This is a genomic window from Streptomyces telluris, from assembly GCF_024519335.1.
Classification (GTDB): domain Bacteria; phylum Actinomycetota; class Actinomycetes; order Streptomycetales; family Streptomycetaceae; genus Streptomyces; species Streptomyces telluris.
Genome location: NZ_JANIID010000027.1, coordinates 77,577 through 99,355 on the forward strand (window position 1 = coordinate 77,577; position 21,779 = coordinate 99,355).

Annotated in this window: 26 protein-coding genes and 1 pseudogene; 7 read left to right on the forward strand and 20 right to left on the reverse strand. The window is 69.4% G+C overall.

What is annotated here, in order from left to right; genetic code table 11:
• The first annotated feature begins 185 nt into the window (after positions 1 to 185).
• Positions 186 to 1,109, forward strand: coding sequence for a LysR substrate-binding domain-containing protein (locus tag NQU55_RS25730; protein ID WP_168095875.1), 924 nt, complete (start codon positions 186 to 188; stop codon positions 1,107 to 1,109).
• 113 nt (positions 1,110 to 1,222) lie between these two features.
• Here the strand turns inward: NQU55_RS25730 and NQU55_RS25735 are convergent, their stop codons facing one another.
• Genes NQU55_RS25735 through NQU55_RS25745 form a run of 3 tightly spaced genes read right to left on the reverse strand, consistent with a single transcriptional unit; the run spans position 1,223 to position 3,282 of the window.
• Positions 1,223 to 1,429 (reverse strand): Ig-like domain-containing protein, encoded by a 207-nt coding sequence (locus tag NQU55_RS25735; protein WP_168095874.1) that lies wholly within the window; start codon positions 1,427 to 1,429, stop codon positions 1,223 to 1,225.
• Positions 1,429 to 3,126, reverse strand: a complete 1,698-nt coding sequence (locus NQU55_RS25740; protein ID WP_168095873.1) for an asparagine synthase-related protein — start codon at positions 3,124 to 3,126, stop codon at positions 1,429 to 1,431. Before NQU55_RS25740 ends, NQU55_RS25735 begins: the two co-directional genes overlap by 1 nt.
• Positions 3,127 to 3,144: 18 nt before the next feature.
• Positions 3,145 to 3,282 carry a lasso RiPP family leader peptide-containing protein gene (locus tag NQU55_RS25745; RefSeq protein ID WP_168095872.1) on the reverse strand — a complete coding sequence of 46 codons (138 nt, stop codon included), beginning with the start codon at positions 3,280 to 3,282 and terminating at the stop codon, positions 3,145 to 3,147.
• A 276-nt stretch (positions 3,283 to 3,558) separates the two neighbouring features.
• Here NQU55_RS25745 and NQU55_RS25750 point away from each other — a divergent pair, with 276 nt between their 5' ends.
• Together NQU55_RS25750 and NQU55_RS25755 are read left to right on the forward strand one after the other, a co-directional pair.
• On the forward strand, positions 3,559 to 4,155 hold the full coding sequence (locus tag NQU55_RS25750; RefSeq protein ID WP_168095871.1) for a hypothetical protein: 597 nt from the start codon (positions 3,559 to 3,561) through the stop codon (positions 4,153 to 4,155).
• Positions 4,152 to 4,982: a DUF5995 family protein gene (locus tag NQU55_RS25755; protein WP_256791237.1), complete on the forward strand. Its 831-nt coding sequence runs from the start codon at positions 4,152 to 4,154 to the stop codon at positions 4,980 to 4,982. The genes NQU55_RS25750 and NQU55_RS25755 overlap by 4 nt, the downstream gene beginning before the upstream one ends.
• Before the next feature lie 218 nt (positions 4,983 to 5,200).
• On the opposite strand, the gene NQU55_RS25760 is transcribed toward NQU55_RS25755, so the two are convergent.
• Positions 5,201 to 5,632: a GNAT family N-acetyltransferase gene (locus tag NQU55_RS25760; protein ID WP_256791238.1), complete on the reverse strand. Its 432-nt coding sequence runs from the start codon at positions 5,630 to 5,632 to the stop codon at positions 5,201 to 5,203.
• A gap of 201 nt (positions 5,633 to 5,833) precedes the next feature.
• Here NQU55_RS25760 and NQU55_RS25765 point away from each other — a divergent pair, with 201 nt between their 5' ends.
• Together NQU55_RS25765 and NQU55_RS25770 are read left to right on the forward strand one after the other, a co-directional pair.
• Positions 5,834 to 6,844, forward strand: coding sequence for a DUF2278 family protein (locus NQU55_RS25765; protein WP_256791239.1), 1,011 nt, complete (start codon positions 5,834 to 5,836; stop codon positions 6,842 to 6,844).
• Positions 6,845 to 7,219: 375 nt separating this feature from the next.
• Positions 7,220 to 7,414: a hypothetical protein gene (locus tag NQU55_RS25770; protein ID WP_256791240.1), complete on the forward strand. Its 195-nt coding sequence runs from the start codon at positions 7,220 to 7,222 to the stop codon at positions 7,412 to 7,414.
• A 260-nt stretch (positions 7,415 to 7,674) separates the two neighbouring features.
• Here NQU55_RS25770 and NQU55_RS25775 read toward each other — a convergent pair whose 3' ends face one another.
• The 4 genes from NQU55_RS25775 to NQU55_RS25785 all read right to left on the reverse strand — a co-directional run bounded on the left by NQU55_RS25775 (position 7,675) and on the right by NQU55_RS25785 (position 9,970).
• Positions 7,675 to 8,115 (reverse strand): hypothetical protein, encoded by a 441-nt coding sequence (locus tag NQU55_RS25775; RefSeq protein WP_256791241.1) that lies wholly within the window; start codon positions 8,113 to 8,115, stop codon positions 7,675 to 7,677.
• A 16-nt stretch (positions 8,116 to 8,131) separates the two neighbouring features.
• Positions 8,132 to 8,491: a cupin domain-containing protein gene (locus NQU55_RS37185; protein ID WP_372504807.1), complete on the reverse strand. Its 360-nt coding sequence runs from the start codon at positions 8,489 to 8,491 to the stop codon at positions 8,132 to 8,134.
• 66 nt (positions 8,492 to 8,557) lie between these two features.
• Complete coding sequence (locus tag NQU55_RS25780) at positions 8,558 to 9,208, reverse strand: DUF3995 domain-containing protein (protein WP_256791242.1); 651 nt, start codon at positions 9,206 to 9,208, stop codon at positions 8,558 to 8,560.
• A 147-nt stretch (positions 9,209 to 9,355) separates the two neighbouring features.
• Positions 9,356 to 9,970 carry a TetR/AcrR family transcriptional regulator gene (locus tag NQU55_RS25785; protein ID WP_168096834.1) on the reverse strand — a complete coding sequence of 205 codons (615 nt, stop codon included), beginning with the start codon at positions 9,968 to 9,970 and terminating at the stop codon, positions 9,356 to 9,358.
• Between the two features lie 83 nt (positions 9,971 to 10,053).
• Here NQU55_RS25785 and NQU55_RS25790 point away from each other — a divergent pair, with 83 nt between their 5' ends.
• Together NQU55_RS25790 and NQU55_RS25795 are read left to right on the forward strand one after the other, a co-directional pair.
• Positions 10,054 to 11,265, forward strand: coding sequence for an FAD-dependent monooxygenase (locus NQU55_RS25790; protein ID WP_168096833.1), 1,212 nt, complete (start codon positions 10,054 to 10,056; stop codon positions 11,263 to 11,265).
• 127 nt (positions 11,266 to 11,392) lie between these two features.
• Positions 11,393 to 11,737 carry a hypothetical protein gene (locus NQU55_RS25795; RefSeq protein WP_256791243.1) on the forward strand — a complete coding sequence of 115 codons (345 nt, stop codon included), beginning with the start codon at positions 11,393 to 11,395 and terminating at the stop codon, positions 11,735 to 11,737.
• A 101-nt stretch (positions 11,738 to 11,838) separates the two neighbouring features.
• Here NQU55_RS25795 and NQU55_RS25800 read toward each other — a convergent pair whose 3' ends face one another.
• The 12 genes and pseudogenes from NQU55_RS25800 to NQU55_RS25855 all read right to left on the reverse strand — a co-directional run bounded on the left by NQU55_RS25800 (position 11,839) and on the right by NQU55_RS25855 (position 21,739).
• A complete protein-coding gene (locus NQU55_RS25800; protein ID WP_256791245.1) occupies positions 11,839 to 12,795 on the reverse strand; it encodes an immunity 49 family protein in 957 nt (318 codons plus the stop codon).
• A 295-nt stretch (positions 12,796 to 13,090) separates the two neighbouring features.
• Complete coding sequence (locus NQU55_RS25805) at positions 13,091 to 13,462, reverse strand: cupin domain-containing protein (protein ID WP_058043657.1); 372 nt, start codon at positions 13,460 to 13,462, stop codon at positions 13,091 to 13,093.
• Positions 13,463 to 13,560: 98 nt separating this feature from the next.
• Positions 13,561 to 13,965, reverse strand: coding sequence for a hypothetical protein (locus tag NQU55_RS25810; RefSeq protein WP_256791247.1), 405 nt, complete (start codon positions 13,963 to 13,965; stop codon positions 13,561 to 13,563).
• Positions 13,966 to 14,524: 559 nt separating this feature from the next.
• Entirely contained in the window at positions 14,525 to 15,103 is a 579-nt protein-coding gene (locus NQU55_RS25815) for a dihydrofolate reductase family protein (RefSeq protein ID WP_168095944.1), read from the reverse strand.
• 38 nt (positions 15,104 to 15,141) lie between these two features.
• Positions 15,142 to 15,699: a TetR/AcrR family transcriptional regulator gene (locus tag NQU55_RS25820; protein ID WP_240976921.1), complete on the reverse strand. Its 558-nt coding sequence runs from the start codon at positions 15,697 to 15,699 to the stop codon at positions 15,142 to 15,144.
• 129 nt (positions 15,700 to 15,828) lie between these two features.
• A complete protein-coding gene (locus tag NQU55_RS25825; protein ID WP_168095945.1) occupies positions 15,829 to 16,365 on the reverse strand; it encodes a GNAT family N-acetyltransferase in 537 nt (178 codons plus the stop codon).
• 203 nt (positions 16,366 to 16,568) lie between these two features.
• Positions 16,569 to 17,126: a hypothetical protein gene (locus tag NQU55_RS25830; RefSeq protein ID WP_168095946.1), complete on the reverse strand. Its 558-nt coding sequence runs from the start codon at positions 17,124 to 17,126 to the stop codon at positions 16,569 to 16,571.
• A gap of 92 nt (positions 17,127 to 17,218) precedes the next feature.
• Complete coding sequence (locus NQU55_RS25835) at positions 17,219 to 18,367, reverse strand: catalase family protein (RefSeq protein WP_256791248.1); 1,149 nt, start codon at positions 18,365 to 18,367, stop codon at positions 17,219 to 17,221.
• Positions 18,364 to 19,749, reverse strand: coding sequence for a Dyp-type peroxidase (locus tag NQU55_RS25840; protein ID WP_256791249.1), 1,386 nt, complete (start codon positions 19,747 to 19,749; stop codon positions 18,364 to 18,366). The genes NQU55_RS25835 and NQU55_RS25840 overlap by 4 nt, the downstream gene beginning before the upstream one ends.
• 137 nt (positions 19,750 to 19,886) lie before the next feature.
• Positions 19,887 to 20,295, reverse strand: a pseudogene (locus NQU55_RS25845) (mycothiol transferase); the annotation flags it as partial.
• Positions 20,292 to 20,498, reverse strand: a complete 207-nt coding sequence (locus tag NQU55_RS25850; protein WP_256791250.1) for a hypothetical protein — start codon at positions 20,496 to 20,498, stop codon at positions 20,292 to 20,294. The pseudogene NQU55_RS25845 and the gene NQU55_RS25850, both read right to left, overlap by 4 nt.
• A 764-nt stretch (positions 20,499 to 21,262) precedes the next feature.
• Entirely contained in the window at positions 21,263 to 21,739 is a 477-nt protein-coding gene (locus NQU55_RS25855; RefSeq protein ID WP_256791251.1) for a hypothetical protein, read from the reverse strand.
• Positions 21,740 to 21,779: the final 40 nt, after the last annotated feature.

A 21,779-nucleotide genomic window follows, 5' to 3' on the forward strand; every position in this document is an offset into this window, starting at 1 on the left:
GGCACCGCGGACGGGGGCCTGCCGGCTCGGCGTCGTACGGCTCCCGCAGCGTCTCCCGTCTCAGGGATTTCTGGGGAGGAAAGGAGCGCCGGGCTCGTCGACCGGAGCTCCCACGACCGAGTCAACGCCCCGAGCGGGATGTCTGTCCAATATATGTTTTGATAGATCGAGATATGGTTTGCCATATGGAACTGACCAGGCGCCTCCTCGAACAATTCCTGGCCGTCGTCGACGAGCAGCACTTCGGCCGGGCCGCGGAGCGCCTCTCGATGAGCCAGCCACCCCTCAGCCAGGCCATCCAGCGCCTGGAGCGGGGCATCGGCGTGACCCTCCTGGAGCGCGGGCCGCGCGGCGTGCGCCCGACTCCGGCGGGCTCGGCCTTCGCCACGGACGCACGGCGGATACTCAACCTCCAGGACGCCGCCCTCGAACGCGCGCGGCGCGTCGCACACGGGCTGGAGGGCGACGTGCGGGTGGGGTACGTCAGCATCCTCAGCCACCGCTACCTGCCCCGGCTGCTGCGCGCGGCCGCCCGGGAGATGCCCGGCCTGCGGATCAAGCTGCGCCAGGACTCCTCGGCCTCCGTCGCGGAAATGGTCCAGTCCGGCGCCCTCGACCTGGGCTTCCTGCGCGACCCCTCCCCCGTACCGGCCGATCTGGTCACCCAGGACGTCGCCGTCGAACGCCTCGCCGCAGCTCTCCCCACCGACCACCGGCTGGCCGGCGAGGAAGCGATCGGATTGGCTGACCTGCGCGAGGAGGACTTCGTCCTGCCCGATGCCACGGCATTGCCGTCGCTCGCGCAGCAGCTCCAGCTCGCCTGCCACGAAGTGGGCTTCACTCCCCGGCTACGGGCCAGCGCCGACGACCTCACCGGCCTGTTCAGCTACGTGGCCTCCGGGCTCTGCGTCAGCGCCCTCCCCGAGACACTGCACGAATTCGCCCTCCCCGGAGTCACCTTCGTCCCGCTGCGGGGCACGTCACCCAACCTGGACACCCAAGTCACCGCCGTCCTCCGCCCGGACGCGGACGCCGCGGTCCAGCGGCTGCTCGACCTGATCACTCGCCACATGGCGACTGAGGCTTGCGACTTGAGGCCTGAGGCCTGAAGGCCTGAGGAATGCCGTTGAGCATGCCCTGCCACTGCCAAGCCCTCCCAGTAAGGCCGCTGGCCCGGACAGCGGGTGCTGTCCGGGCCGGCGACTCGCAGCGCGGTGGGGTGTCAGCCGACGGTCACGGTTACGGTGACCGTGGCCGTCTGTCCGAAGATGTCGCTGATGGTGTAGGTGAAGGTGTCGGTACCCACGTAGTCCGGCTGCGGGGTGTAGCGGACCTTGTTGTCGGTGATGGTGGCCGAGCCGAGCCATGCTGGGGCACACTCACCGTGGTGAGGGTCAGGCCCGAGGGGGCCGCGCCGTTGAGCTGTCACTATTGGCCGGTGGCCTCGTCGAGCGGCGGTATGTCGTCCTCGGTGTCCGTCGCGCAGACGTCATGGCGCAGGGCGAGGCTCACGGTGTTTCTTGGGTGGTCGCGGCGCTTGGTGAGCGGGTGCTTTCGGTATGGGAGCGGAGCCAGATCTCGCTCAAGCACGTTGTCGTCGAGGTAGGGCGCGGCGTACGCCAGTCCCCTGCGGGAGAAAGCATGGTCGAGTTGGCGGACGCCGCGCCCGCCGGCCTGTACGGAGGCGAGCGCCACGTGCTGTCCCCGCCGGGGTGCGAGGGGCTCGGCGGTCTCGGCGGCTTCGCGGAGCAGGCTCTGTACGGCTCGGACCGCGTCAGGAGTTGCCCACGAGGGCATGCGCAGGTCGATGCCGCCCCACGCCGTCGAGGGGGCGCGGCGGCTTGGAGCCATGAGAGGGGGCTCCGGTTCGGTGAGGCTGTCCGCCCAGGCGGCCAACCACTGACCGAAGGGCCGGTGGTCGGCAAGTTGGCGTAGCAGCGGCCACAAGGGCCAGTGCTGGGAGGCCCGGTGTGTGCGGATGCGGGTGAACGCCGCCAGTGGGTGGCTTCGGAGGTAGTCGTGCAGGTGCGGGGGAAGCGCGGAGAAGAGCTCGTCCCCGCCTCCGCCCATCATGTGCAGGCGTGACCCGCGGGCGGTCATCAGGCGGGCGGCCGTTGCGATTCTGGCGCTGTCGCGCACCCATGGGCCGGGCTCGTCGGTGGGAACGGTGCTGCCGGTCAGATCCGGCAAGCCGCTGTACCACAGGGGCCATTCGTGGCGGTCGGGCGTCACATGCTCGATGCCGGGGAGCATCTCGGCGGCGCGCGCGGCCCAGGTGGCATCGTCGTTGCTGGGGTCGAGGCTCTGCCAGCCCAGCGTCACCAGCCGGGCCTCGTCCGGCTGTCTCCGGGCTTGTTCCCGGGCGGCCAGGAAGCAGAGGCTGGTGGAGTCCAGGCCTCCTGAGAGGTCCCAGCTCACCGTTCCGCCGCCGGCCGTACAGGCGTGCACCGCGGCGGTCAGCGCCTCGCGTACCGCGGGTACCCCTTGTGCCAGTGTGAGTTCCGGCTCCGAAGGGTTCCACCACCGCCGCGTACGGGCCCGTCCGTCCGCCTCGATCAGCAGGCAGTCGTGGGGGCGCAAGACCTGGACGCCCCGCCACACGCATCGGTCGTCCAGCGGGTACGGAAGTGGCGAGGCCAGGAGGTGAAGAGCCAGGATCCGTTCGTCCACGCCCGCCCCGGCCCCCGCACCCTCCACGGCCTCGACGGTCGCTGACGCGAGTCTGTCCGATCTGTCGGCGGCCACTGCCGTCCCGCCCACGCGTGCGTGGAAGAGCCGCCGCACCCCGGATGCGGTGCCTCTGGCCCGGACCTGGCCGTCCACCGAGGCCAGGAGATGGAAGCTGCCCGTCAGGCCCTGGGCCGCACGCTCCACGTCCGCGAGGTCACGGACCCGGCCGGCCCGTGCGGACAGCTCACCAGCGGTGACCGGACAGCGCCCGATCACCGCCAGCCGCCGCGCGCCTGCGGCGCCCACCGTGACATACCCGTCCGGCCAGCTGCCCAGCAACCACGGCCGACCGGAGTGGTGAGCGATCGCCTTGGTCGCCCAGGGGCGCAGGAGTTGCGCGGCGGACGAGCCCGATTCACCGTCCGGAAGGATCGTGAACCACACGTCACCGGTCATAGGTTGACGGCACGGTCCTCAGCTGGGGCCCAGGTACCACTCGTAGGGAGGCTGTCCGCCCTCGTAGAACGCCCCGGTGGGCTCTCCGCGCGTCAGCTCGGCGAAATCACCGACCTCCACCATCATCGGCGGTTCGTACAGCTCCTGCTGCTCCATGAAGACCCCCCTGCTGTCAGTGCTCGGTGCGAAATCCGCACCTGGCCCGGAAGTGCCCGAATCATCCCTGACTACACCCAGTAGCGGATGCGCTCCACCCGAAAGAGTGGCCGGGAGCCGATCCCTGAGCGCGCAGGGACGGCGGGCCGTAGGGCCTGTGCGGCGAACACCCTGGTGGGCCAGCACCACATGACGAACCGGTCCAAGAGCGGCTGCTGGGGCAACACGGGCCGACCTTCCCCGGTGAGCAGGGGCCACGGCATTACGCTGCACAGCGTGACAACCACAGCACCCAGTCACGTCTACTACTTCGAGGTGGGGGCAGGAGCCTGGCGAGGGACGTTCACCTTCCGCGTCACCTCGTGGCGGCGCTTCCTGCGCGCCCGGGAGATCGGTGCGAAGAACCGGCTGCTGGTCATCGCCCTCTGCGTCACCCAGGGGCTCAGCGGCGCGTCCCGGCTGGACTCCACCATCGTGGCCAAGCCGCGCGAGGGAGATTTCGGAGAGGCCGACAACACGGTCAGGCTCTCGAAATTCGGTGTGACGCTCTACCTGTTGCAGGAGCGCTACGTCCTCGACCCTGATGGCCGCAAGGTCATCGTGCACGCGGACGAGCAATTCGGCCCCGTGCCGAAGGTCCTCGCACGGACCTTCACCTATCCGGCGGAAATCCGTGAAACGGGTATGGCGTCCACCTACCTCATGCCTTTGCTGGGAACCGCGTGGACCGCGACCTACCAAGTGGCAGCCGACCGGCGCGCACTCGCCGGCGAGCTGGTGTGCGACTGGGCGAAGGCCACGGAGAAGGCCGCCCGGACCACCCGGGCCACCCGGGCCCCCGTATCCGACAGCACCTCCGGAGACCGCCCATGACGGCCGTGGACTCCTCCCCCGCCGAGAAGGTCGCAGACGTCGTCCGCAGCCTCGCGGACCACGTGAGACGGTACGACGAAACGCGCGACTCCCGTGCGGTGTTCGCCTACACCTACTACCGGCTCACCTCCAGCCTGGCCGCGAGCCTGCGCACGAACGCGCTCTCGTTCCGGGAGCCGCACTGGGTCGCCGACCTGTCCGTCTCCCTCGCATCCGCCTACTTCACGGCGATAGCGGCCATCGACGCCTGGCTCGAAAACCAGCCGCCGCGCCGGCACGCCGTCATCGACCGGGCGGACCTGCCGGAGGCCATCCCGCCGCCATGGCGCGACGTATACGCCGCCTCCACCGCCCGGCGGTCCTACGTCCTCGAGGACGTGCTCTTCTCCATGATGGCGCACATGTCGTACGACCTGCCCCTCGCCTTGCGGTCCCTGAACGCCCAACGGAGCAACCACGACCGCATCGGCGACTTCCACCGGATGAACGAGCTGCTCGCGAAGTGCATCGACGAGGTGCAGGACGACCTGGCCGACCGGTACTGCCGCGGTCTGCGCTCCCTGGACCGGCTGTTCACCCGGGACGACGAGCTGCTGACGAACTACGGCATCCGCGTCGTCCGGGGCCTGGCCTGGTTCAACTGCGACCGGCTCCTGGACCCGGCGTCGGCCGCCGAGGCGACGGGCTCCATCAACAGGTCCACAGCCGCCCTCATCACGCGCATCAGGTGCCCGGACGACTGGAAGCTGCGCTACGGCACCCGCCTCCTGCGTCTGCTGATCCCTTCCCGCAGGCAGTGGCCCCCACCAGGCGCCGCCCTTGACTGATGCGACATGGGCTCCGGCCGTCGGCGGCTCCGGGCGCCTCCGTCCCGAAAGCTGCGCCGCGGTTAGGCGCCGGCCTGGTAGTGGATGAGGCGGGGGTCCGCCCTCGCGGCTCTACGTGCCGGAGCCTGCCGCTCCTGAGCGGAGCCGCCGCCGGTGGATCACTGAGCGATCCGGGTACCGCCGGCAGCGGCGCTCCGTGAGCGGGCGGCCCGCGGCCGTCAGCTCTCGCCCATCATGCGGTACATGCCGATCGAGCCGTGCGCGGCGGTATCTGCGAAGCCGAACTTCTCGTAGAGAAAGCGTGCGGGACCGTCCGCGATCAGAGAGACGTAAGCGGTAGCGGGCGCCCGGCGCTCCAGTTCCTCGGTGAGCGCGGCCATGATGAGCCTGCCGAGGCCGCGCCCCTGGTGCGCAGGGTGAACGCATATGTCGACGATCTGGAACGCGGTACCACCGTCTCCAATGATTCGCCCCATGCCGATGGGCTCGCCCTCGTGGTGGAGGACCACGCCGTGCCACGTGTTGGGCAGGGCGAGCGCGACGGCCTCTGGGGTTTTGTCGGAGAGACCGGCATCCGTGCGCAGGCGGCGGAAGACCTCGACGGAGGGCACACCCGAACGCAACTCGTAAGGGTCATAAGAGCTATTCATGCGTTACACGCTACAGGGTGTGCAATGGGCTGCCCTCACAGCCCGACACGCCCGTCGCGTTCGCACCCGACAAGCGCAAGAGCCCATTCCGTATTTCTGCACGCAGAAATCACCGAGCAGGCAGGTGATAGGGGCGATGGGCCCATTACCATTCCCCCACGGGGCGAGCGACGCGGCCGCCCCGCGGGGGAGTTGGTCGTCATGCCACTGAAGACATACGGCGTGCTCGTCGCACGCGCAGTCGACACCCGTCGAGAGGGTGCCGCCGACACGCCTCACTATCAAATCCATCTCATAGATGATCACGGGACGCATTACCGCATCGCCGTGAACGTCGAGTCGCAGGAGCAGCCGTCCGAGCTGCTCTACCTCGTCCACGAGGACTTCCGGCACCCCGTCACCGACCGCCTCACAGGCCTCGCCGGCGGCTGGAACGCTCTGCCGCCGGGGCCCGGCGGGCCCAACCTCGACTTCGTCCGCGGCAACCTCTTCGACCCGTCGAAGATGCGGGCCCTTCCGCCCGATGTCGAGGGGCCCGACAACGACCTCGCCGACATCCTCGACCACTACGTGCGGGATGCGGTCGAGGACCCCACCGCCAGGCTGTACGCCTTCGGCGAGCGCTGGGGACCCGAGCAGAAGATCAAGGACAAGGTCTTCGGGTTCCTGCCGGGCAACGGCGTCCACGACATCCACATGAACCAGGGCAACAGCCCCAAGTTCCGGCAGAGTGACGGGGTGTGGCAGGACGGCGGGTTGCTGATCCACTTCCCGGGCCGGTCCCGCTGGGTCGCCGTGTTCCTCGCCTTCCAGAGCCAGGAGTGGAAGACGGATGACGTCACCGGCCACGCCCTCCCCCCGGGCGGCGGCACCCGCCCCGAGCCGGACAGCCAACCGGTACGGATCGTGGCCGCCCTCGTCAACCCCCTCGGTCCGGCGCCTGAGCGGGAGAACGTCACCCTCATCAACGCCTCGCCCGACCCTGTCGACCTGACCGGATGGCGCGTCATCGACCGGCTCGGCCACGGCGGCACTGTTCCCCCGGGCACCCTTGCCCCGGGCGCCTGCCTGCTCGTCCCGCTCACCAACGGCGCCCAGCTCGGCAACCACGGCGGGGAGATCTCCCTCCTGGACGCCGACGGCAGGAAGGTACACGGCGTCTCGTACACGGCAGGGCAGGCCGGGCGCGAGGGCTGGTCCGTGGTGTTCTGAGCATCGGCGCGAAGACGACAAGGAGTCAGGTCATGGCACTCTCCCGCAGACGGCGGGCGGTCATCGCCTCGGTGTTCCTCGTGGCGACGGCGGGATTCTGCCTCCCCTCGGATGCCTCCAGTCCGGCGCCCAGCATCAAGGAAGTCGCACAAGGGAGGCAGGCCGGTCCGGTGAAATTAGCTACATGACCCCGGAGGGGAAGCCTCTGGCGGAAACGGACCTCGCCCAGTGCGATCGGCCCCTCTGAGACGGTCACCTCGTACACCTGTAAGGACCATCGACGCGCAACCTCAAGCCCGCTGAATCGATAACTGAGGCATGAAGCTGTTCGCCACCCCCAGCGCTCTCAGTGCCCTCAGTGCGGTCATGCTCGGTATGACTGCCGCACCCGCCCATGCCGCCGGCGCCGACGATCCCCTCGCTCCCGTGCGGAAGCTCTCGACCGACGTCGAGTCCACCGTGTGCCGGCAGGACCTCACCATGGTGCCCGTCGTCAGCCAGTACGCCGGAGCGGTGAAAGAGGCCTGCGGCAGTAAGGGCAGGCCCGGCGCCGGCCGTCCGCACCGCTGAGGTCGGTCGACCTGGGCCGGCAGCTACTGGTTCAGCAGTTCCTCGGCTTCCTCCTGCGTCATCCTGACCGCCTCCGCGAACGGGACCCCCTTCTCCTTTAGGGGGCAGCCGGGGTAGTGGTCCGACCTTTCACCGTGAGCGGCGCCGCACAGAGGACATTGCCGGGAAGGCGCGCTTGGCATCGCTGTTCTCCTTGCTGCCGTTTCGAGTCGAGCCGGGCTGGACCGGGCCGGGCCGCTGCCGAGGAACCGAGGGGCCCCTCATCTCCGGTCCCGCGGCCATACCCTGGTCCGGACTCCCGGCCATGCCCTGGCGACACCTATACCCACGACGGTGGCGGCTACGGCTCCGGCAGCGGTCCAGCGCCACAGCGGCGTGGCCTCGTGGTCCGGCGGTACCAGCGCCAGGATGCCGCTCACCGCCAGGAGCACGAGGCCCAGGTTGAAGCAGCGCATCGCTAGACGTATTCCTTTGAGCCACCTCGCGAACTGGCTCTGCTGCTCCCTGATCAGTTCTTCGTTCAGTTCCGGAGGGAGCATGTCGAGCGGGCCCCACCAGTCCTGGAGATCGTTGCGGGAGTACAGGTGGCCGCGGGCGCTGACTCCCCACACCATCGCCACGATCATGAAGATCACCGTAAGGACGAGCGCGAGCAGCAGGGGGTCCGCCCAGCGGAACACGTCGCGTTGCTCGATCACCACCCCCAGCAGGGTGATGCTAGCGCCGGCCAGGAGCGGTGCCGCGATCGTGAGCATCTCGTCGGAGGCGACCGGCCAGCGTGGCCCAGAGAACCAGGGGAGTGGATCCTTCGTTGCGCCCCTCGTGGACGTATCCCCTGCCCTCGGTGATGGAATCGCCCGTGCGGTACACGTGGACCCCGCCCGGGTACACGGGTGCGTAGTGGGTGAGCGTGCCGAATTTGACGACACCGACCAGCTGGCCGTGATGGCAGTGCTTTCCCGTGGAACCGCCAGGCGGGATGCTGACTTCACGGAAGTTCACCTGTACAGGGCCCGGGACGGCCTCCCGGCCCGGCGGGATGTTCAGAAGGTACAGCACGCCTATTCCGGGCGGCACAGGCCGAACCAGCCACCGCTCCTCCCCGGCTCCCCGGTCCCGTTCCGGCAGGGGGCGCGGCGGCCCTCAGCCGATGCCGGTGACTGCCGATGCCAGCGACAGGAGCAGTGCGCCCAGCACACCAACGGCACCGTAAAGCCGCATCTCGCGCGAGGTGTCCTGACGGCGGACGTATTGCGTGGTGGCGGCGGCGAATGCCAGGCCGCCGAGGATGAACCACGGCCCCCACAGGTAGAGATACCAGCGGGTCAGCCCGAGCAGCCCGGGCTCGACAGAGGTGGTCCCGGCCTCGACCAGCACACCGTGGATGACGAAGAGGCCGCCGTGCCAGACGAGCAGGACCGCTGCGCCGCCGCCGCAGAACACGAGGAAACGGCTGACCCGCGGGCCCCGCAGCCGTGTCAGACCGATGCCGATCAGCGACCCGAAGAGCTTGAGGAATCCGGTCACCCACAAGACGGCCAGGAACCAGGGCACCCCGTCGCGGGCGAGCTTCACCAGCGACGGCGCCACTGTCGACCGCGCGCCGAAGGTGCTGCCCGTCGCCCAGACGAAGCTGGGTACTGCAAACAGAAGTCCCCATATCGCAGCGGCGTATCCCCACCACTTGTCCGGGTGGGGTTCGCGTACCCGGCGTGGGGCCGGGCGCGCTGCGTTATCCGGGATATTCGGGTTACCCGAGTTGCCCGAGTGACCCGAATATTGCTTGATCAGCATGGTTTCTCCGTGGCAGAACGGTGGTGGCGGCGGGGCGTCATCTCCTCGGAGGAACCTCCCTCCGCGGGAGCTGCCCCTCGACGCCCTCGCGGATGGCGGTTCGCAGGTCGGGGCCGACGCTCCCGAAGGCCGGATACGTGACAGCCGTCAGGGCGCCCCGGCGAGGGCCGCGTCGATCATCCGGCGGGCGGTCGCGGTCAGTTCGGCCGGGTCCGGGGCTGGGCGGGAGCGGGCGAGGGCGCCAGCGAGTCTGTCGTAGAGCAGCCCGTCTATCCACGCCACCAGGAGTTCGGCGTCCTCTTGAGGCCGGTCCGCGCCGAGCGCGGCCAGGATCCTGACAGCCCGGGCGCGCGCAGCCTGCCCCGCCCGGTGGAGTTCCGGCTCCAGCGCGGGGTTGCGGGCCGCCTCCAGGCTGAGCTCGAAGCGGGCCAGCTGGCGCTCGCGCCCCACGGTCAGCCAGCGGTGGAGCAGCCCCGCCAGGAGCGCCGCGGCCGCCTCCCGGTCCGGCGGCAGCGCGGCGGGGGCGCCGCCACCCTCGATGTCGCCGATGTCCAGCTCCGCCAGCCGCTGGTAGCAGGCGGCGATCAGGGCGGTCCTCGTGCGGAAGTAGTACGAGGTACTGCCTGCCGGCAGCCCCGCAGCGCCGTCGACGGCACGGTGAGTCAGGCCGCGCAGCCCGGCGGCGGCGACGAGGCCGATCGCCGTGTCCGCGATCACCGTGCGGCGGTCCGGGGCGGGCGAAGGAGCGAGAGGGGTGGACATGGCCTCACTCTACAGCTGTAGAGTGAGGCCATGTCCACTACAGATGTAGAGGACTAACCGGGGTGGGAAGGGCGTGGTGTGACATGTCAGGGATTCAGCGTCGTGCGGTCGTGGCCGGTGCGGGGATCGGCGGGCTCACAGCAGCCGTGGCCCTGCACCGTCGCGGCTGGCAGGTCACCGTCTGCGAGCGGTCGCCCGAGCCGGCCGCCGTGGGCGCCGGGATCGTCCTCGCCCCCAACGCCCTGCGCGCCTTCGACTCCATCGGCTTCGACGTCACCCGGGCCGCAGGAAGCGCCGCACCCGCCGCGCTCGGACTGCGCCGCCCCGACGGCCGTTGGCTGAAAAGAGCCGACACCGGCGCCATGACGGCCCGGTACGGGTCTGCCCCGCTCGCCGTGCACCGCGAAGCCCTGGTCGAGGCCCTGACCGCCGGGCTCCCCGAGGAAGCGATCCACTACGGCGTCGCCGTCACCTCCGTCACCGCCGCGAACGGCACCGACGACCCGGCCGAACGCCCGATCGTCCGTACCGCGTCGGGCGAGTTCACCGCCGACCTTGTGATCGCCGCCGACGGGATCCACAGCCCGCTGCGCCAGCAGCACTACCCGGCCCACCCCGGCCTTCGTTACAGCGGCGAGACCGCCTGGCGCACCGTCCTGCCCGCCGACGGTCCGGCTCCGGCGGCCGCCGCGGAGACCTGGGGCCGCGGCGAGCGCTTCGGCGTCGTCCCGCTCGCTGACGGCCGGGTCTACGTCTACGCGACCGCCGTCGCCCCCGAGGGATACCGCCCCGCCGACCCCCGCGCCGAACTCCTGCGCCGGTACGGCGCCTGGCACGACCCGATCCCGGCGCTGCTGGAGCGGATCGACCCGGCGGCCGTGCTCCAGCACGACCTCCACGACCTGGCCGCCCCACTCCCCCGGTACCACCGGGGCCGCCTCGTCTGGCTCGGCGACGCCGCCCACGCCATGACCCCCAACCTCGGCCAGGGCGGCTGCCAGGCCATCGAGGACGCCGTCGTCCTCGCCCACCTCCTGGACGGTACCGACGTGGCGGGCATACCGGGTGCCCTGGCCGCCTACAGCGCGGCCCGTTGTGCACGCACCGACGCCCTCCGGGTCCGGTCCCGCCGCGCGGGCCGGATCGCCGCCCTCGCCCACCCCCTGGCGGTGGCCGCCCGCGACCTCGCCGTCCGCGCCACCCCGGCCCGTATCACGCAGCGGGCGATGGACGACCTCTGCCGCGGCATGGACAACGTTCCCGTCGACGTCGCCGCTCGTTCTGAGGCTCGCTGACTGTTCAGGGGAATGAGTGATCGCCGTGACCGGGCCGTGGCATGGGAGACTCATCCTGCAGTCTGCGGCCGGCCGGGAGCACTTCCGGGTCGGTCCGGTCGCCGGGGAGCCGGGGCAGGGGGGACGCGTGGACGGGAACGATCCGCACATCCATGTCGAGTCGCAGGTGGTCCACGGCGATGCCGCCGTCCGTAACGTCGTGGCATCCACGTTCGGTCTGGCGGGTGACCTGCCGAGCCTCGTCACTACCGGATGCGGGCTGAGGGTGCCTTATGCGATGACCTCGCCGCGTCCGGAGAACGTCACTTGCCTCGCCTGCCGGGAGCACGCCCGGCGCAAGCACCTGCACTTCGCGGAGCAGGTCGAACGCTTGGGCAGCATGCCGGGATCGACCATCGGCCCTGCCCAGGCGAAGTCGGCCGCAGACAGGCATCGCGAGCTCGCGGAGAGGTTTGCTGACGGAGAGGGTTGAGCCCCTCCTTACGGTCTCGGGAGACTGAACGATCGCCCTGGCCGGGCTGTGAGGGGCCGCGGCCACCACCGAGGCCTTCCCGTACCGCGTGGCCGGTCCGGCTACTTGGCGGCCCAGCCGCCCAGGTTGTTCTCGCCGGCGGCCGCCGCTTCCTGCAGTGCCCGCGGGGAGCCCAGGATGCTGTCCGGCAGGTAGCCGGACCGGAGGTTCAGCTCCCACCCGTGTACCTGGACCGCAAGGGCGGCCAGGGCCAGGGGGCCGAGCGGCAGCAGGGTTCTGGGGGCGGGGTCGGACCCCAGGCTCTCCCGGTGTTCGGTGAGCCGGGCGACGAGGGCTTCTTCGAAGGCGTGCTGGTCGTCGTCGAGGAGCACGCGAAGGAGGCGCTGGTCCGGTGTCAGGGGGCCGGCCGCGTCCAGGTGACGGGCCGCCTCAGCGCGCTCGTCGGCGTCGGGCCGGCGAAGGGGCACGGTCGGCCAGTCGCGAGGAAGGTGTCCGCTCGCCTCGGCGAGGTAGTTGCACAGCGCGTCCATCGCGGCGACGTCCGCCGGATCCGATACCGAGGTCAGCGTCGAGTACGGCACCCCGTCACGGATCGCGGGCGCGTAGTCCTCGCGCAGGAGCAGTCCGGTCACCCGCCGCCATTCCCAGACCTGGCCGCTGACCAGACACATCGCGAAGGTCTCCCACCATGTGTGGGCCGTGGGGGCCTGCTCGATGACACCGTCACCAAAGGTGCTTTCGCCGCTGGTGAGGTTTTCGTCGATGAGCGGGAGGCGGATCTCCTGATCACCGTCGGGGAAACAGCCGACGCTCAGCATGGCCAGGGAGCACTCCGCCGCGGTCAGCAACGCCTTGCGCAACGGCTCGTCCAGCGCGGGATCCTTGGTGGTGCGGGCGGCGACGTGGTCGAGGAGCTCCTCGCGCATCTCCCGAAGCCCCTTCAGGGACATGTAGCCGTAGCGGAGGTCGTGATAGCGGTAGAACGTCCGGCGGGAGATGTCCTCCAGTGCTTGGACGATCTGCTGCTCACTGACCGTGTGGCTGGTCACTTCGTGCACGGCTGCTGCCCTTCCTTGATCTTTCCGGCTGGCAGTCGATGATGCCAGCTGCCACTGACAGCGCCGATGCGCGGGGCCGGAAGGCTGGACAGGCGTCGGCACGCACGAGCCCCCCTGGATTCGGCGAATCCAGGGGGGCTCGTGCGCCTTCGGCCGGGACGGTGGTGGGACGAGGTCGAACGGAGTCGCCTCGGCTGACGCCCCGTTGCCTGCTCAGAGCGGTCGATGCGGCCGCCGGCCGCTGACCGATGCGTCGTCGGGGTAGGCGGCTCGTGAGGCGGTCGTCACGAACCGCCTACCCCGCCTTGCGCTTGGCGTAGTCGGCAAAGCCCTGCCAGTCGATGACGACGCAGGGCTCGTCGCCGACGACCCACGCGTCGTGACCGGGCGGGCAGAGCATGCAGTCGCCGGGGCCGAACTCCTCCTCCTGGCCGTCATCCATGACGACCTTGATGCGGCCCGAGGCGACGTAGGCCAGGTGGGGTGCTTGGCAGCTGTCGGTGCCGGCGATCGGCTTGACATGCTGGGACCACCGCCAGCCGGGCTCGAATGTCGCCCGGCCCACCGGCCCGGCGCCCACGTCCACCATCTCCAGCCGCCCCTTGCCCTCCTCGAAGGGGCGCACTTCCTCCGGTGAAGCGAAGCTCTTGCGTACGAGACCGGCCATGCGCCCTCTCCTCGAATAGGTCGACTGTCCTGAACATAGGCACGGGCGCAGGCGCACGGCGAGCGCTGCGAGCCGGGCGGGTGGTCCGGTGACCCGCCTCAGCGCCCTCGAAGTTCCTTGTGTGCGCCGTACGCTTCGATGAAACCCTGAATCGCCTGCGTGTCGTCCGCGAAGGACGCGGATTTCCACTTGGTCTTTCTGCCGTCGCGGTGGTGAAGGTCGACCCAAACCGTAAGAGTCACGATGGAGCTGTCGGAGAAGCTGTGTCCTTCCACGCGCAACGCTATCCCGGCCAGGTCGTGGAAATTTACTATCTCCAGCGGCTTGCGTTCGCTTACGTATTCGATGGCGCCGTCAAGGGTGATCACCAGCAGCGGGTCCGGGTCGTGCGATGTCCCGCGCAAGAAGCCGGAGACTTTCCCCCGTTTCTTGGTGAAGACTCGCCAATTCGCCGGTACGGGTCCCTGGCGTGCCTGCCAGAGGATCGTCTGCGGATCGGTCATGCCAGCTCCCGTGTCTTCCGCCGCCTGCCGGTGAGTGTCGATCAGTCAGCGTCTTTTCGCCTGCATGGTGTCCTTGGCTACCAGGACATTGTCGGACCAGCAAAGTCGATAGGGGTCCACTTGGTCCAAAACGGGGTACGGGCGGTCGACGCGGGGCGGCGCTTACCTGTCTCCGCCAGGTCGCCGGCCGCGTCATCGCCGGGATACGCGCGCACCGGGCGGTACACCCCCACCGTTCACTGGACCTGGCGGGGGCAGAACGCCTGCACACCGCGCCTGCCGCCGGATCAGCCTCAGGTGGCCCAGCGGCGCCTGCGCCGCCCAGGCGGCGCCCGGGGATTCGCCCGTTCAGGTCGTTCCCGCGGGGCAGTGACTTCACGGCCTGGGTGCTCGGCGTCCGGAACGACGCGGACGTCATCAGCGCGTTCAATGCCTACGCGATCTGCGCAAAGTTCGACGGCTGACGACCTTTGCGCAGGCACCGGCTCCCCCGATGGATCGCAGCTGTCACGCATCCACGACCAGCATGACCGCGCGCCAGGCGGGAGCCGCTCCGGCCTCAGCCCTCGTTCGCGGCCGCCGGGCTGTGGTTGACGGCGTACGTCGTCTGTACAAAGCCTGCGCCGAGGGTGCGGGTCTCCCGGTGGGCGAGGTCGATGTCGTGGTCCAGGTGGCCGAACAGGGGAATGCCCGTGCCCAGGAGGACCGGGGCGGTGGTGATGATGAGTTCGTCGAGGATGCCTTCGCGCAGGAACGTCTGGACTATCTGTCCGCCGTCCACGTAGACGTTCTTCGCGCCCTCGGTGGTCAGGCTTTCCAGGAGTGAGTCCAGGCTGTGGTGGACGGTGACGTTCGCATCGTCCGTTGTCAGCTGGGTGCTCAGGACGGCCACGCGCTTGCCTTCGTAGGGCCAGAAGCCGAAGGTGAGAATTTTCTCGTAGGTGTTGCGGCCCATCACCAGGGTGTCGATGCCGGCCATGAACGCGTCGTACCCCATGTCGCCGGCCTGCGCGCCGCGCTCGTTGAGCCAGTTGATGTCACCATCCGGGCGGGCGATGAATCCGTCCAGGCTCGTGCCGATGTAGACGAGGGTACGGAAGGCGCGCTCAGGGGCTTCGGGAGCGGTGGAGGTGGTCATGATGGTCTGGCTCCTTGCTGGAGAAGGGGAAACGGAGGTCACGGGGTGAGGCGGTGGGGGGCGAGGACGGAGTCCAGGGCGGTGCGCTGCCGTTCGGCGAGGGCGCCCTGTCGGTCGACCGCCCAAAGCACGGCAGCGCCCATCGTGGTGGCCTGCACCGTGGCGGCCAGGACGGTGGTGTCCGTGTCCGGCCTCAGTTCGCGCGCGTCCTTGGCGTGATCGAGCAGCTCGCCGATCCAGCGGGACTGTGCCTGCTGGGAGGCGAGGGCGAAGTCGCGGAACTGTGCGTCATCCAGATCCGCACACAGGAACGCGAGGTGGTTGGCGAACGCCTCGGGGGTGGTGGCCGCCGCAGCCCAGGTTTCGACGACCAGTGCCGCGAGCGCCGCCAGCGGGGAGTCGTGTTCGGCGCGTAGGCCCTCGTACAGCGCGTCGGCGTCCTTCGCCGTGTGCTCGGCCAGTGCCAGCAGCAGACCGCGCTTGGAACCGAACCGCTGGACCAGCGTGCCCGGTACCAAGCCGACTTCCCTCGCCAGCAGGGCCAGCGTCAGCTTTGCCGGGCCCGTGCGGCCCATCACGTCCACCGCTGCCCGCAAGATCGCTGCGTCATCGATACCTCTTGGGCGTCCTGCCACGGCCTCCACCCCCATTAATAAATGCCTGTTCATTTATTAAAGCCGAAGGGCGCACGCACGGCAAGCCGTTGGGCGGAGTGCAGGGGCCTGTCACATCGGGAGGGAGCGCAGCCGCACCGGCCCTGAAGGCCAGTGCGCGTTGTCGCGCAGGGGCGTCACCATGGTCCGCAGCGGCATGGCCACCAAGCGGGATTCCGGTTGTTCGACGAGCACGTCCTTGTCGAGCGGGTGCCATCCGAGGCGCTGGTACAGCGGCACGAGGGGAGGCCGGCAGAACAGGAGCGCGTGCTCAGGACCCATCGTGCGCGCATGGTCGAGTGCCGCTGCGACAACGAGCCGGGCAAGCCCCTGGCCTTGCAGGTCCGGGGCGACGGCCACTCCCCCGACGCCCACCACGTCCGTCTCGGCGCCGCCGATCGCAACAGGCAGCCGCAGCAGGCCGGCGTGCGCCACAAGCCGGTCACCGCGCCTGATGCCGAAGTGTTCTTCCTTGGGCAGCCAGGTCAAGCCGGTCGCGGCAACGCCGAAGGGATCATCGCCGTCACCGAGGATCTCGTCCTGCTCCGCCTTCGTATACCGAGAGAGCCGCACGACGGTCGATGCTGCAGAGGATTGGTTCTCAGACATACCCACATGATGATCTCTTCTCCGAGGGCGAGCCAAGCGGTTGCTCAGCCCATCACTGAGAGTGGGCCGTGGTGTTGAGGTCAGCCGACGGCGTTTTGTTCGGCGGGCCGAGCCAGGCCGGGCGGATCCAGTCCGGTTTGGTCCAGTTCAGTCCGGTCCGGTGCGGTCGAGGGCTGCATCGCAACGCCCGGCGGCGGGGGCGGTCAGTCCTGAGCGGCGTCCAGGAGGCTGTCGAACGCGGCGGCCACGGCGAGGCTCTTGGCGATGTCCTTGGGGCTGGCCTCCGGGTTGGGGCCGCCGTACCAGACGTCGGCTTGCACCTGGTACTTCGCGATGTAAGGGATCGCGTCGTCGGAGGCCAGGCCCGGGTAGCCGACGGCGACGTCGGTGAACATGTAGTCGATCCAGGGTGTGGCGAAACGGATGACGTCGACCACGTAGGGCTTGAACTCGTCGCTGTAGGTCGCGCAGAAGAGGATCTGCTGGCCGTCGTTGACGAGCGCGACACGCAGGTCGTGGACGGTCCCGATGCGGCCCTCCCAGTAGGGCGCCTCGATGCAGGCCTTCTCGGCGCGCTCCCGGAAAACGCCGGGCCCGGTGGGCTGGATGACCGGAGCGATCAGGGTGAACTCGGACCGGTTCACTGCCCGCAGGCCCACACCGTCGGTCTGCGAGCGGGGGCCCTGGAAGTGCTTGGCGATCTCCTCCACCGGTACGTCCGGGGAGATCGGCTGGTAGGTCGCGGGGTCGAAGTCGTACATCTGGGTTCCTTTCCGACTGGGTTCGACGGGTTCGACGGGTTCCACGGGATTCCACAGGATTCGGCGGATTCAGCGGGATTCGGCGGGAGACGTCAGGACCGGTCGGGAAGCACGTCGGATGCCGCAGCCGGTTCGGCGCGGTGCTGGCCGTTCAGCTCGTGACGCAGCACCGAGGAGCGCCGGTACACCTCCTTGCGGACGGCCTGGATCGGGCCGATCGGCACGTGCTCCGGCGGGCAGCGCCATGGCGTGAACGAGAGCGCGTCGGCGGCAGTGAGGTTGTCCTCGCCGGCGATGTCCTGGCGGGGGAAGCGAAGTCTGGCGACCGTGACGAACGGGGACTCGTGTTCCTCCCACTCCACGGTCAGGTCGTCGACGGGCATGGTCTCCAGAGACGCGCACAGCTGCACCTGGAAGTCGAACTCGTACTCGGACCGGGCGAGCTCGCTGATCAGGGCAGGCCGGAAGACTTCGTCCCGGTTCGCCGGGTCGAGGTCGCGGGCCTCCACGCCGGCCGCCGACCCGTCCGTGGGACGGATGCGCAGTTTGGCGATGTAGTCGCCGTGGCGCACCGCGCCCATGGAGAAGAACGAGCTGAGGAGGAGGTTCTGCCAGCGGGCCCGCGCGCCCAGTCGCAGGAGCGCGCCGAGTTCGTCCCAGGCCCACTCCTCCGGTGGCAGCGTGCCGTACCCAGTCACCCAGTCGTAGTACATCCGGTGGTTGCCCCGGCGGCCGTCGAGCCGGTACTTCGGCAGGTCGATGAAGAGCTTCGACAGGAAGGTGTAGTGGGCCGCGGTGTTGCAGAAGAAGATGGGCCCGTTGATCAGGTTGAAGTCCATCGTGCGGCTCGCGGCCTCGTCCGGCAGGGTGGTGGTGGAGTCCATCCCGAAGACCTTGACGGCCATGCCCACGACGTTGCCGAGCATCCGGTCGGCGCCGAGGTGGGACAGCCCGTTGGAGTAGCGGACCAGTACGTCGTGCGTCCCGGGCCTGCCGTAGACGCCCTGGGCGTACTCGGGCGGGACGCCGTCGAGGATCTCGAGCGTGCCGCGCACCAGGCCGTACGCCTTCGCGTGCGCGAAGCGGACCGCGCGGTTCTCGCCCTCGCTCTCCACCGAGCCCTTCTCGAAGTCTTCGATGACTTCGATGGCCTGCTGCAGGTGGCGGTCGAAGTCCGGTTCCGGTGGGGCGACATCGGCCGAGTACCGCACCGGGGAGAAGTTCATCTTGGACGGCGTCACCTGTCGTCCTCCGGTCTCTGTGAGGGGCGCGTGGTGGCCGGGTCCCCGGCCGGGTCGGGCAGCGTGGTGAGCCACTTGAGCGCTGCGAGGCCGGGCAGGAAGAAGTACTCGCCGCCGCGCATGGTCACGAACCGGGGCAGCCCGGTGAGCCTGCGGCGGACCGGCCGGGCCGGGATGGTGTGCACGCCGTTGCCGTCGCCGTTGGCGACCAGCGGGTCCTGCTCGGTGCCGAGGCCGGCGAAGTCACCGCCGTTGAGCCACACCTGCTGTACGAACTCGAACTGACGGGACAGGCTGGCGCCCATGAAGACGAAGATGATCCCGCGCTCCACGCCGTCGTCCTCAAGGACCCCTTCAGGCAGCAGCGGGCCGTACGCGGCGCCCCGTCGCAGCACACGATGGATTCCGGTCTCGACCACGGTGTCCGTGAGGCTGTCCCTCGGGTTGGCGCGCCGGATGTGGGCGCCACGCGGCACGCGCAGGCCCCGAGGGTCTTCCTGGTAGCGGAAGTCGTTGTTGCGCATCGGGTCGGCGCCCAGTTCCGGATCGTCGTGGTCCGGCGCCAGCGCGAGCGGCGCGCCGCTGCGCCAGCGACCGACGAACTTGGCGGCGAGCAGTTCCTCGTCCTCGGGTGAGCGGGCGTTGTCACGCAGGTACCGGCGGAAGCCGGCGACGTCGGAGCGCAGCTGCCTGAAGGCCAGGTAGCAACCGTTGCGGCTGAGCACGTCCGGGGCCGGTCCCTTCGGCGACGCCCCGGATTCGTCCGGGTAGCCGAAGAGGAACTCGCCCGGCTGGACGGCGTCCTGACCGGGCAGCGGCTGATCGGCGCTGCCGACCAGGTACGGGCTGGAGATGCCGTCCCGGAACCCGAAGTGCTCGCGCCCGGTGACCGGGACGCCGACGTCGAGCCGGTAGATCAGGCTCACCCCGGCCAGACGTCCGGCCGCGTCCACCGGCTCGCGCAGGCCCTCGGGGGCTCTCGCGATGATCATCACCCCGATGTGCACGTCGGGGCCGCCCATCGGGGGGACCCAGTTGCCGGGGTCATTGGCACCGAGGTCGCCGAGCACCTCCTTGCGGGCGGCCATGCCAGCCCGGAACTCCTCGGAGAAGGAGGCAAGGGAGTCCTCCGGCAGGCCCAGCCGGGCCAGCCCCTGGTAGCTGAAGGCGATATTGAGGGTGAACGGGCGGGGCCGCTCCCAGTCCACCGCGCTGGTGACCTTCGGCAGGACCTCGCGCAGCGACCGCTTCGTCGCGGCCGGGTCCTCGATCCGGTACAGCAAGTACACGCCGTAGTAGTCGTCCGGGCGGCGGCGCAGCACGGTGCCCTGGATGTCGTCCAGCTCCAGGACCGGCACCGTACCCTGGCGGGTCTCGCTCACCCCTGCGGGTCGAACTGCCGGGTGGCCACAAGCATCGGGGGCTTCCTCCACATTTCACATATTTCGTAAATGTGGACATATTATGCACCGTAGGTGACGGCGCCGGAGGGAATCCGCACACCGTGTCGGGACGGACGGAGAGGCGGCATAGCGATGCCTTCCCTGCCCGCACGCTCGCCCAGGTCCGCGTACTCGGCGAGCGCGGTGTCGGCCGCGGCCTGCTCGCACTCCAGATCGGCGTAGGCCGCGTCGACCACGGCCTGCTCGGCGACGTCTCCGTCGAAGCCCGCGTCACGCGCGCTGTGCAACTTCGGCAGCGGATCGCCACGGCTGATTCAGTTGCGCCAGCCCCGCTCCACCTCGGCGAGGTGCCGCACCAGGCCGAGTAACGACATCGTCGACGGCGGAACCGCCCGACGGGCCAGCCGCTCCGCATCCAGGCCTTTCGCACTTCCTCCGCAGGGTCAGGCGGTAATTCGTCGGGAAGTCCTGCAGCGTCCCGAGCTCACCGTCCGGGCTGACACCTTCGCGGTGCCGCACGCTCACGCGTTCAGGTGCGCGGCCGCGTGGTCCAGGAGTTCCTGGGCGCTGATGGAATCGGACACCTCGGGTACATCGACTTCGTGCAGCTGCTGCCCCGGGCCGGCCGTGATGGTGGCGTGCGCAATGCCCTCCTGCCGGTCCGACGCGTGCCCGTACTGCACGGCCACCACGTCACCGCTCTCCGAAGTGATCACCGTGAGTTTCATACGAGCCCACCTCCCTGGAGGTTGTGGAATCCCGTTTGGTTTCCCACGTTCTGGATGACCACGCTGTACGAGGTGACCCCGTTGCCGTCCTTCCTTTTGCCGTGGTTGAACCCGATGCGTGTCGGACCGTTTCCGGACGCCTTGACGTCGGGAAAACCGAGCTGGACCCCTCGATCGGCGCCGCCGAAGTCGAAGGTCCACGTAGTGGAAGCACCAGGGGCCAGTGCAGTGACCGGCCCGACGTTGCTAAAGGCCATAGCCTCTCCCGGGGGTTGGACTCAACAGGTACTGCCTGCCCCGAAGAAACCTGCACTGCGGGAGCCACGCCTGCTCGCCGGCAGGATCACTCAAGCTGAATCCATCTGCAGACAGGCAGCAACAGCTCAGTTCGTACGCCGTTCTCGAACAGCGCTGCATAGACCATATTGACGGTCAATCGGACGCGTCGCCATCACTCAAGAGAGTGATGACGCATTTCGAAACAAGCGGCCGGGTCAGGCAGAGGCCTGCGTTCTCCAGGGCGCGGCCATGGTGGCAGAAACGCCGCGTCCGCCAGTCCTCAGCGGCGCTTTCCGATACCGCCTTCATACCCGAGGAGATGTGCCGGCCGCCCGCCCGCTTCGCCAGGTGGCGGACCGGGAGCAGCCGAGACCCGACGCCGCCACACGGAGCCCGCCGAGATTCCTTCGGGAGGGGCAGCGCCGGCGGCGGATGGCCGTCGAGCGCGCCGGGCGCAGGGAACGCCCGGCGCGTGAACCGGCTGGTCAGTTCTTGTACTCGCCCCACATAACCAGGGCGTTGTCACCGCCGCCGCCCTCAATGACGCTGCGGAAGGTGTTGTCCGTGCCGTTCGTGTCGTAGCCGTTGCTGCCGACGTAGGGGTTGTTCCAGTGGAACCGGATGGTCCGGCCGTTCCGCCAGTCCTCCTCGCAATTGGACGTCCGGTAGGTGACGGAGCCCTCGGTGCCGGTCATGAACCCGTTGCTCTCCGACTGCCAGGAGACGTCCCACGTGTTGTAGACGGTGGTCGGCGGTTCCTGCCCCTGGCTCCAGATGCCGTGGTCGAGGCCGTAGCTCTGGCGGTTCAGCTCGCAGCCGGTGCCGTTGTGGAACTTGACCTGGGTGCTCCGGGCGGCGTTGACGCCGACCTCGGCGGCCGAGGCGGTGCCGGCGCCGAGGGCGCCGAGCCCGATCGCGGCCACGGCGGCCGTCGCCAGCAGGCGGGAGGCGATGTGACGCATGGGAACCTCATTCCTTGCGGTTTCGCGGGGCTTTCCCGCG

What these genes read in the sequence shown, in the direction of transcription:
- NQU55_RS25780 (WP_256791242.1), bottom strand. Translation starts at nt 9,208, where the DNA reads ATGCTGATCAAGCAATATTCGGGTCACTCGGGCAACTCGGGTAACCCG.
- NQU55_RS25745 (WP_168095872.1), bottom strand. Translation starts at nt 3,282, where the DNA reads ATGGAGCAGCAGGAGCTGTACGAACCGCCGATGATGGTGGAGGTCGGT.
- NQU55_RS25730 (WP_168095875.1), top strand. Translation starts at nt 186, where the DNA reads ATGGAACTGACCAGGCGCCTCCTCGAACAATTCCTGGCCGTCGTCGAC.
- NQU55_RS25810 (WP_256791247.1), bottom strand. Translation starts at nt 13,965, where the DNA reads ATGACCGATCCGCAGACGATCCTCTGGCAGGCACGCCAGGGACCCGTA.
- NQU55_RS25805 (WP_058043657.1), bottom strand. Translation starts at nt 13,462, where the DNA reads ATGGCCGGTCTCGTACGCAAGAGCTTCGCTTCACCGGAGGAAGTGCGC.
- NQU55_RS25760 (WP_256791238.1), bottom strand. Translation starts at nt 5,632, where the DNA reads ATGAATAGCTCTTATGACCCTTACGAGTTGCGTTCGGGTGTGCCCTCC.
- NQU55_RS25850 (WP_256791250.1), bottom strand. Translation starts at nt 20,498, where the DNA reads ATGAAACTCACGGTGATCACTTCGGAGAGCGGTGACGTGGTGGCCGTG.
- NQU55_RS25785 (WP_168096834.1), bottom strand. Translation starts at nt 9,970, where the DNA reads ATGTCCACCCCTCTCGCTCCTTCGCCCGCCCCGGACCGCCGCACGGTG.
- NQU55_RS25755 (WP_256791237.1), top strand. Translation starts at nt 4,152, where the DNA reads ATGACGGCCGTGGACTCCTCCCCCGCCGAGAAGGTCGCAGACGTCGTC.
- NQU55_RS25765 (WP_256791239.1), top strand. Translation starts at nt 5,834, where the DNA reads ATGCCACTGAAGACATACGGCGTGCTCGTCGCACGCGCAGTCGACACC.
- NQU55_RS25740 (WP_168095873.1), bottom strand. Translation starts at nt 3,126, where the DNA reads ATGACCGGTGACGTGTGGTTCACGATCCTTCCGGACGGTGAATCGGGC.
- NQU55_RS25770 (WP_256791240.1), top strand. Translation starts at nt 7,220, where the DNA reads ATGACTGCCGCACCCGCCCATGCCGCCGGCGCCGACGATCCCCTCGCT.
- NQU55_RS25790 (WP_168096833.1), top strand. Translation starts at nt 10,054, where the DNA reads ATGTCAGGGATTCAGCGTCGTGCGGTCGTGGCCGGTGCGGGGATCGGC.
- NQU55_RS25815 (WP_168095944.1), bottom strand. Translation starts at nt 15,103, where the DNA reads ATGACCACCTCCACCGCTCCCGAAGCCCCTGAGCGCGCCTTCCGTACC.
- NQU55_RS25855 (WP_256791251.1), bottom strand. Translation starts at nt 21,739, where the DNA reads ATGCGTCACATCGCCTCCCGCCTGCTGGCGACGGCCGCCGTGGCCGCG.
- NQU55_RS25830 (WP_168095946.1), bottom strand. Translation starts at nt 17,126, where the DNA reads ATGTACGACTTCGACCCCGCGACCTACCAGCCGATCTCCCCGGACGTA.
- NQU55_RS25825 (WP_168095945.1), bottom strand. Translation starts at nt 16,365, where the DNA reads ATGTCTGAGAACCAATCCTCTGCAGCATCGACCGTCGTGCGGCTCTCT.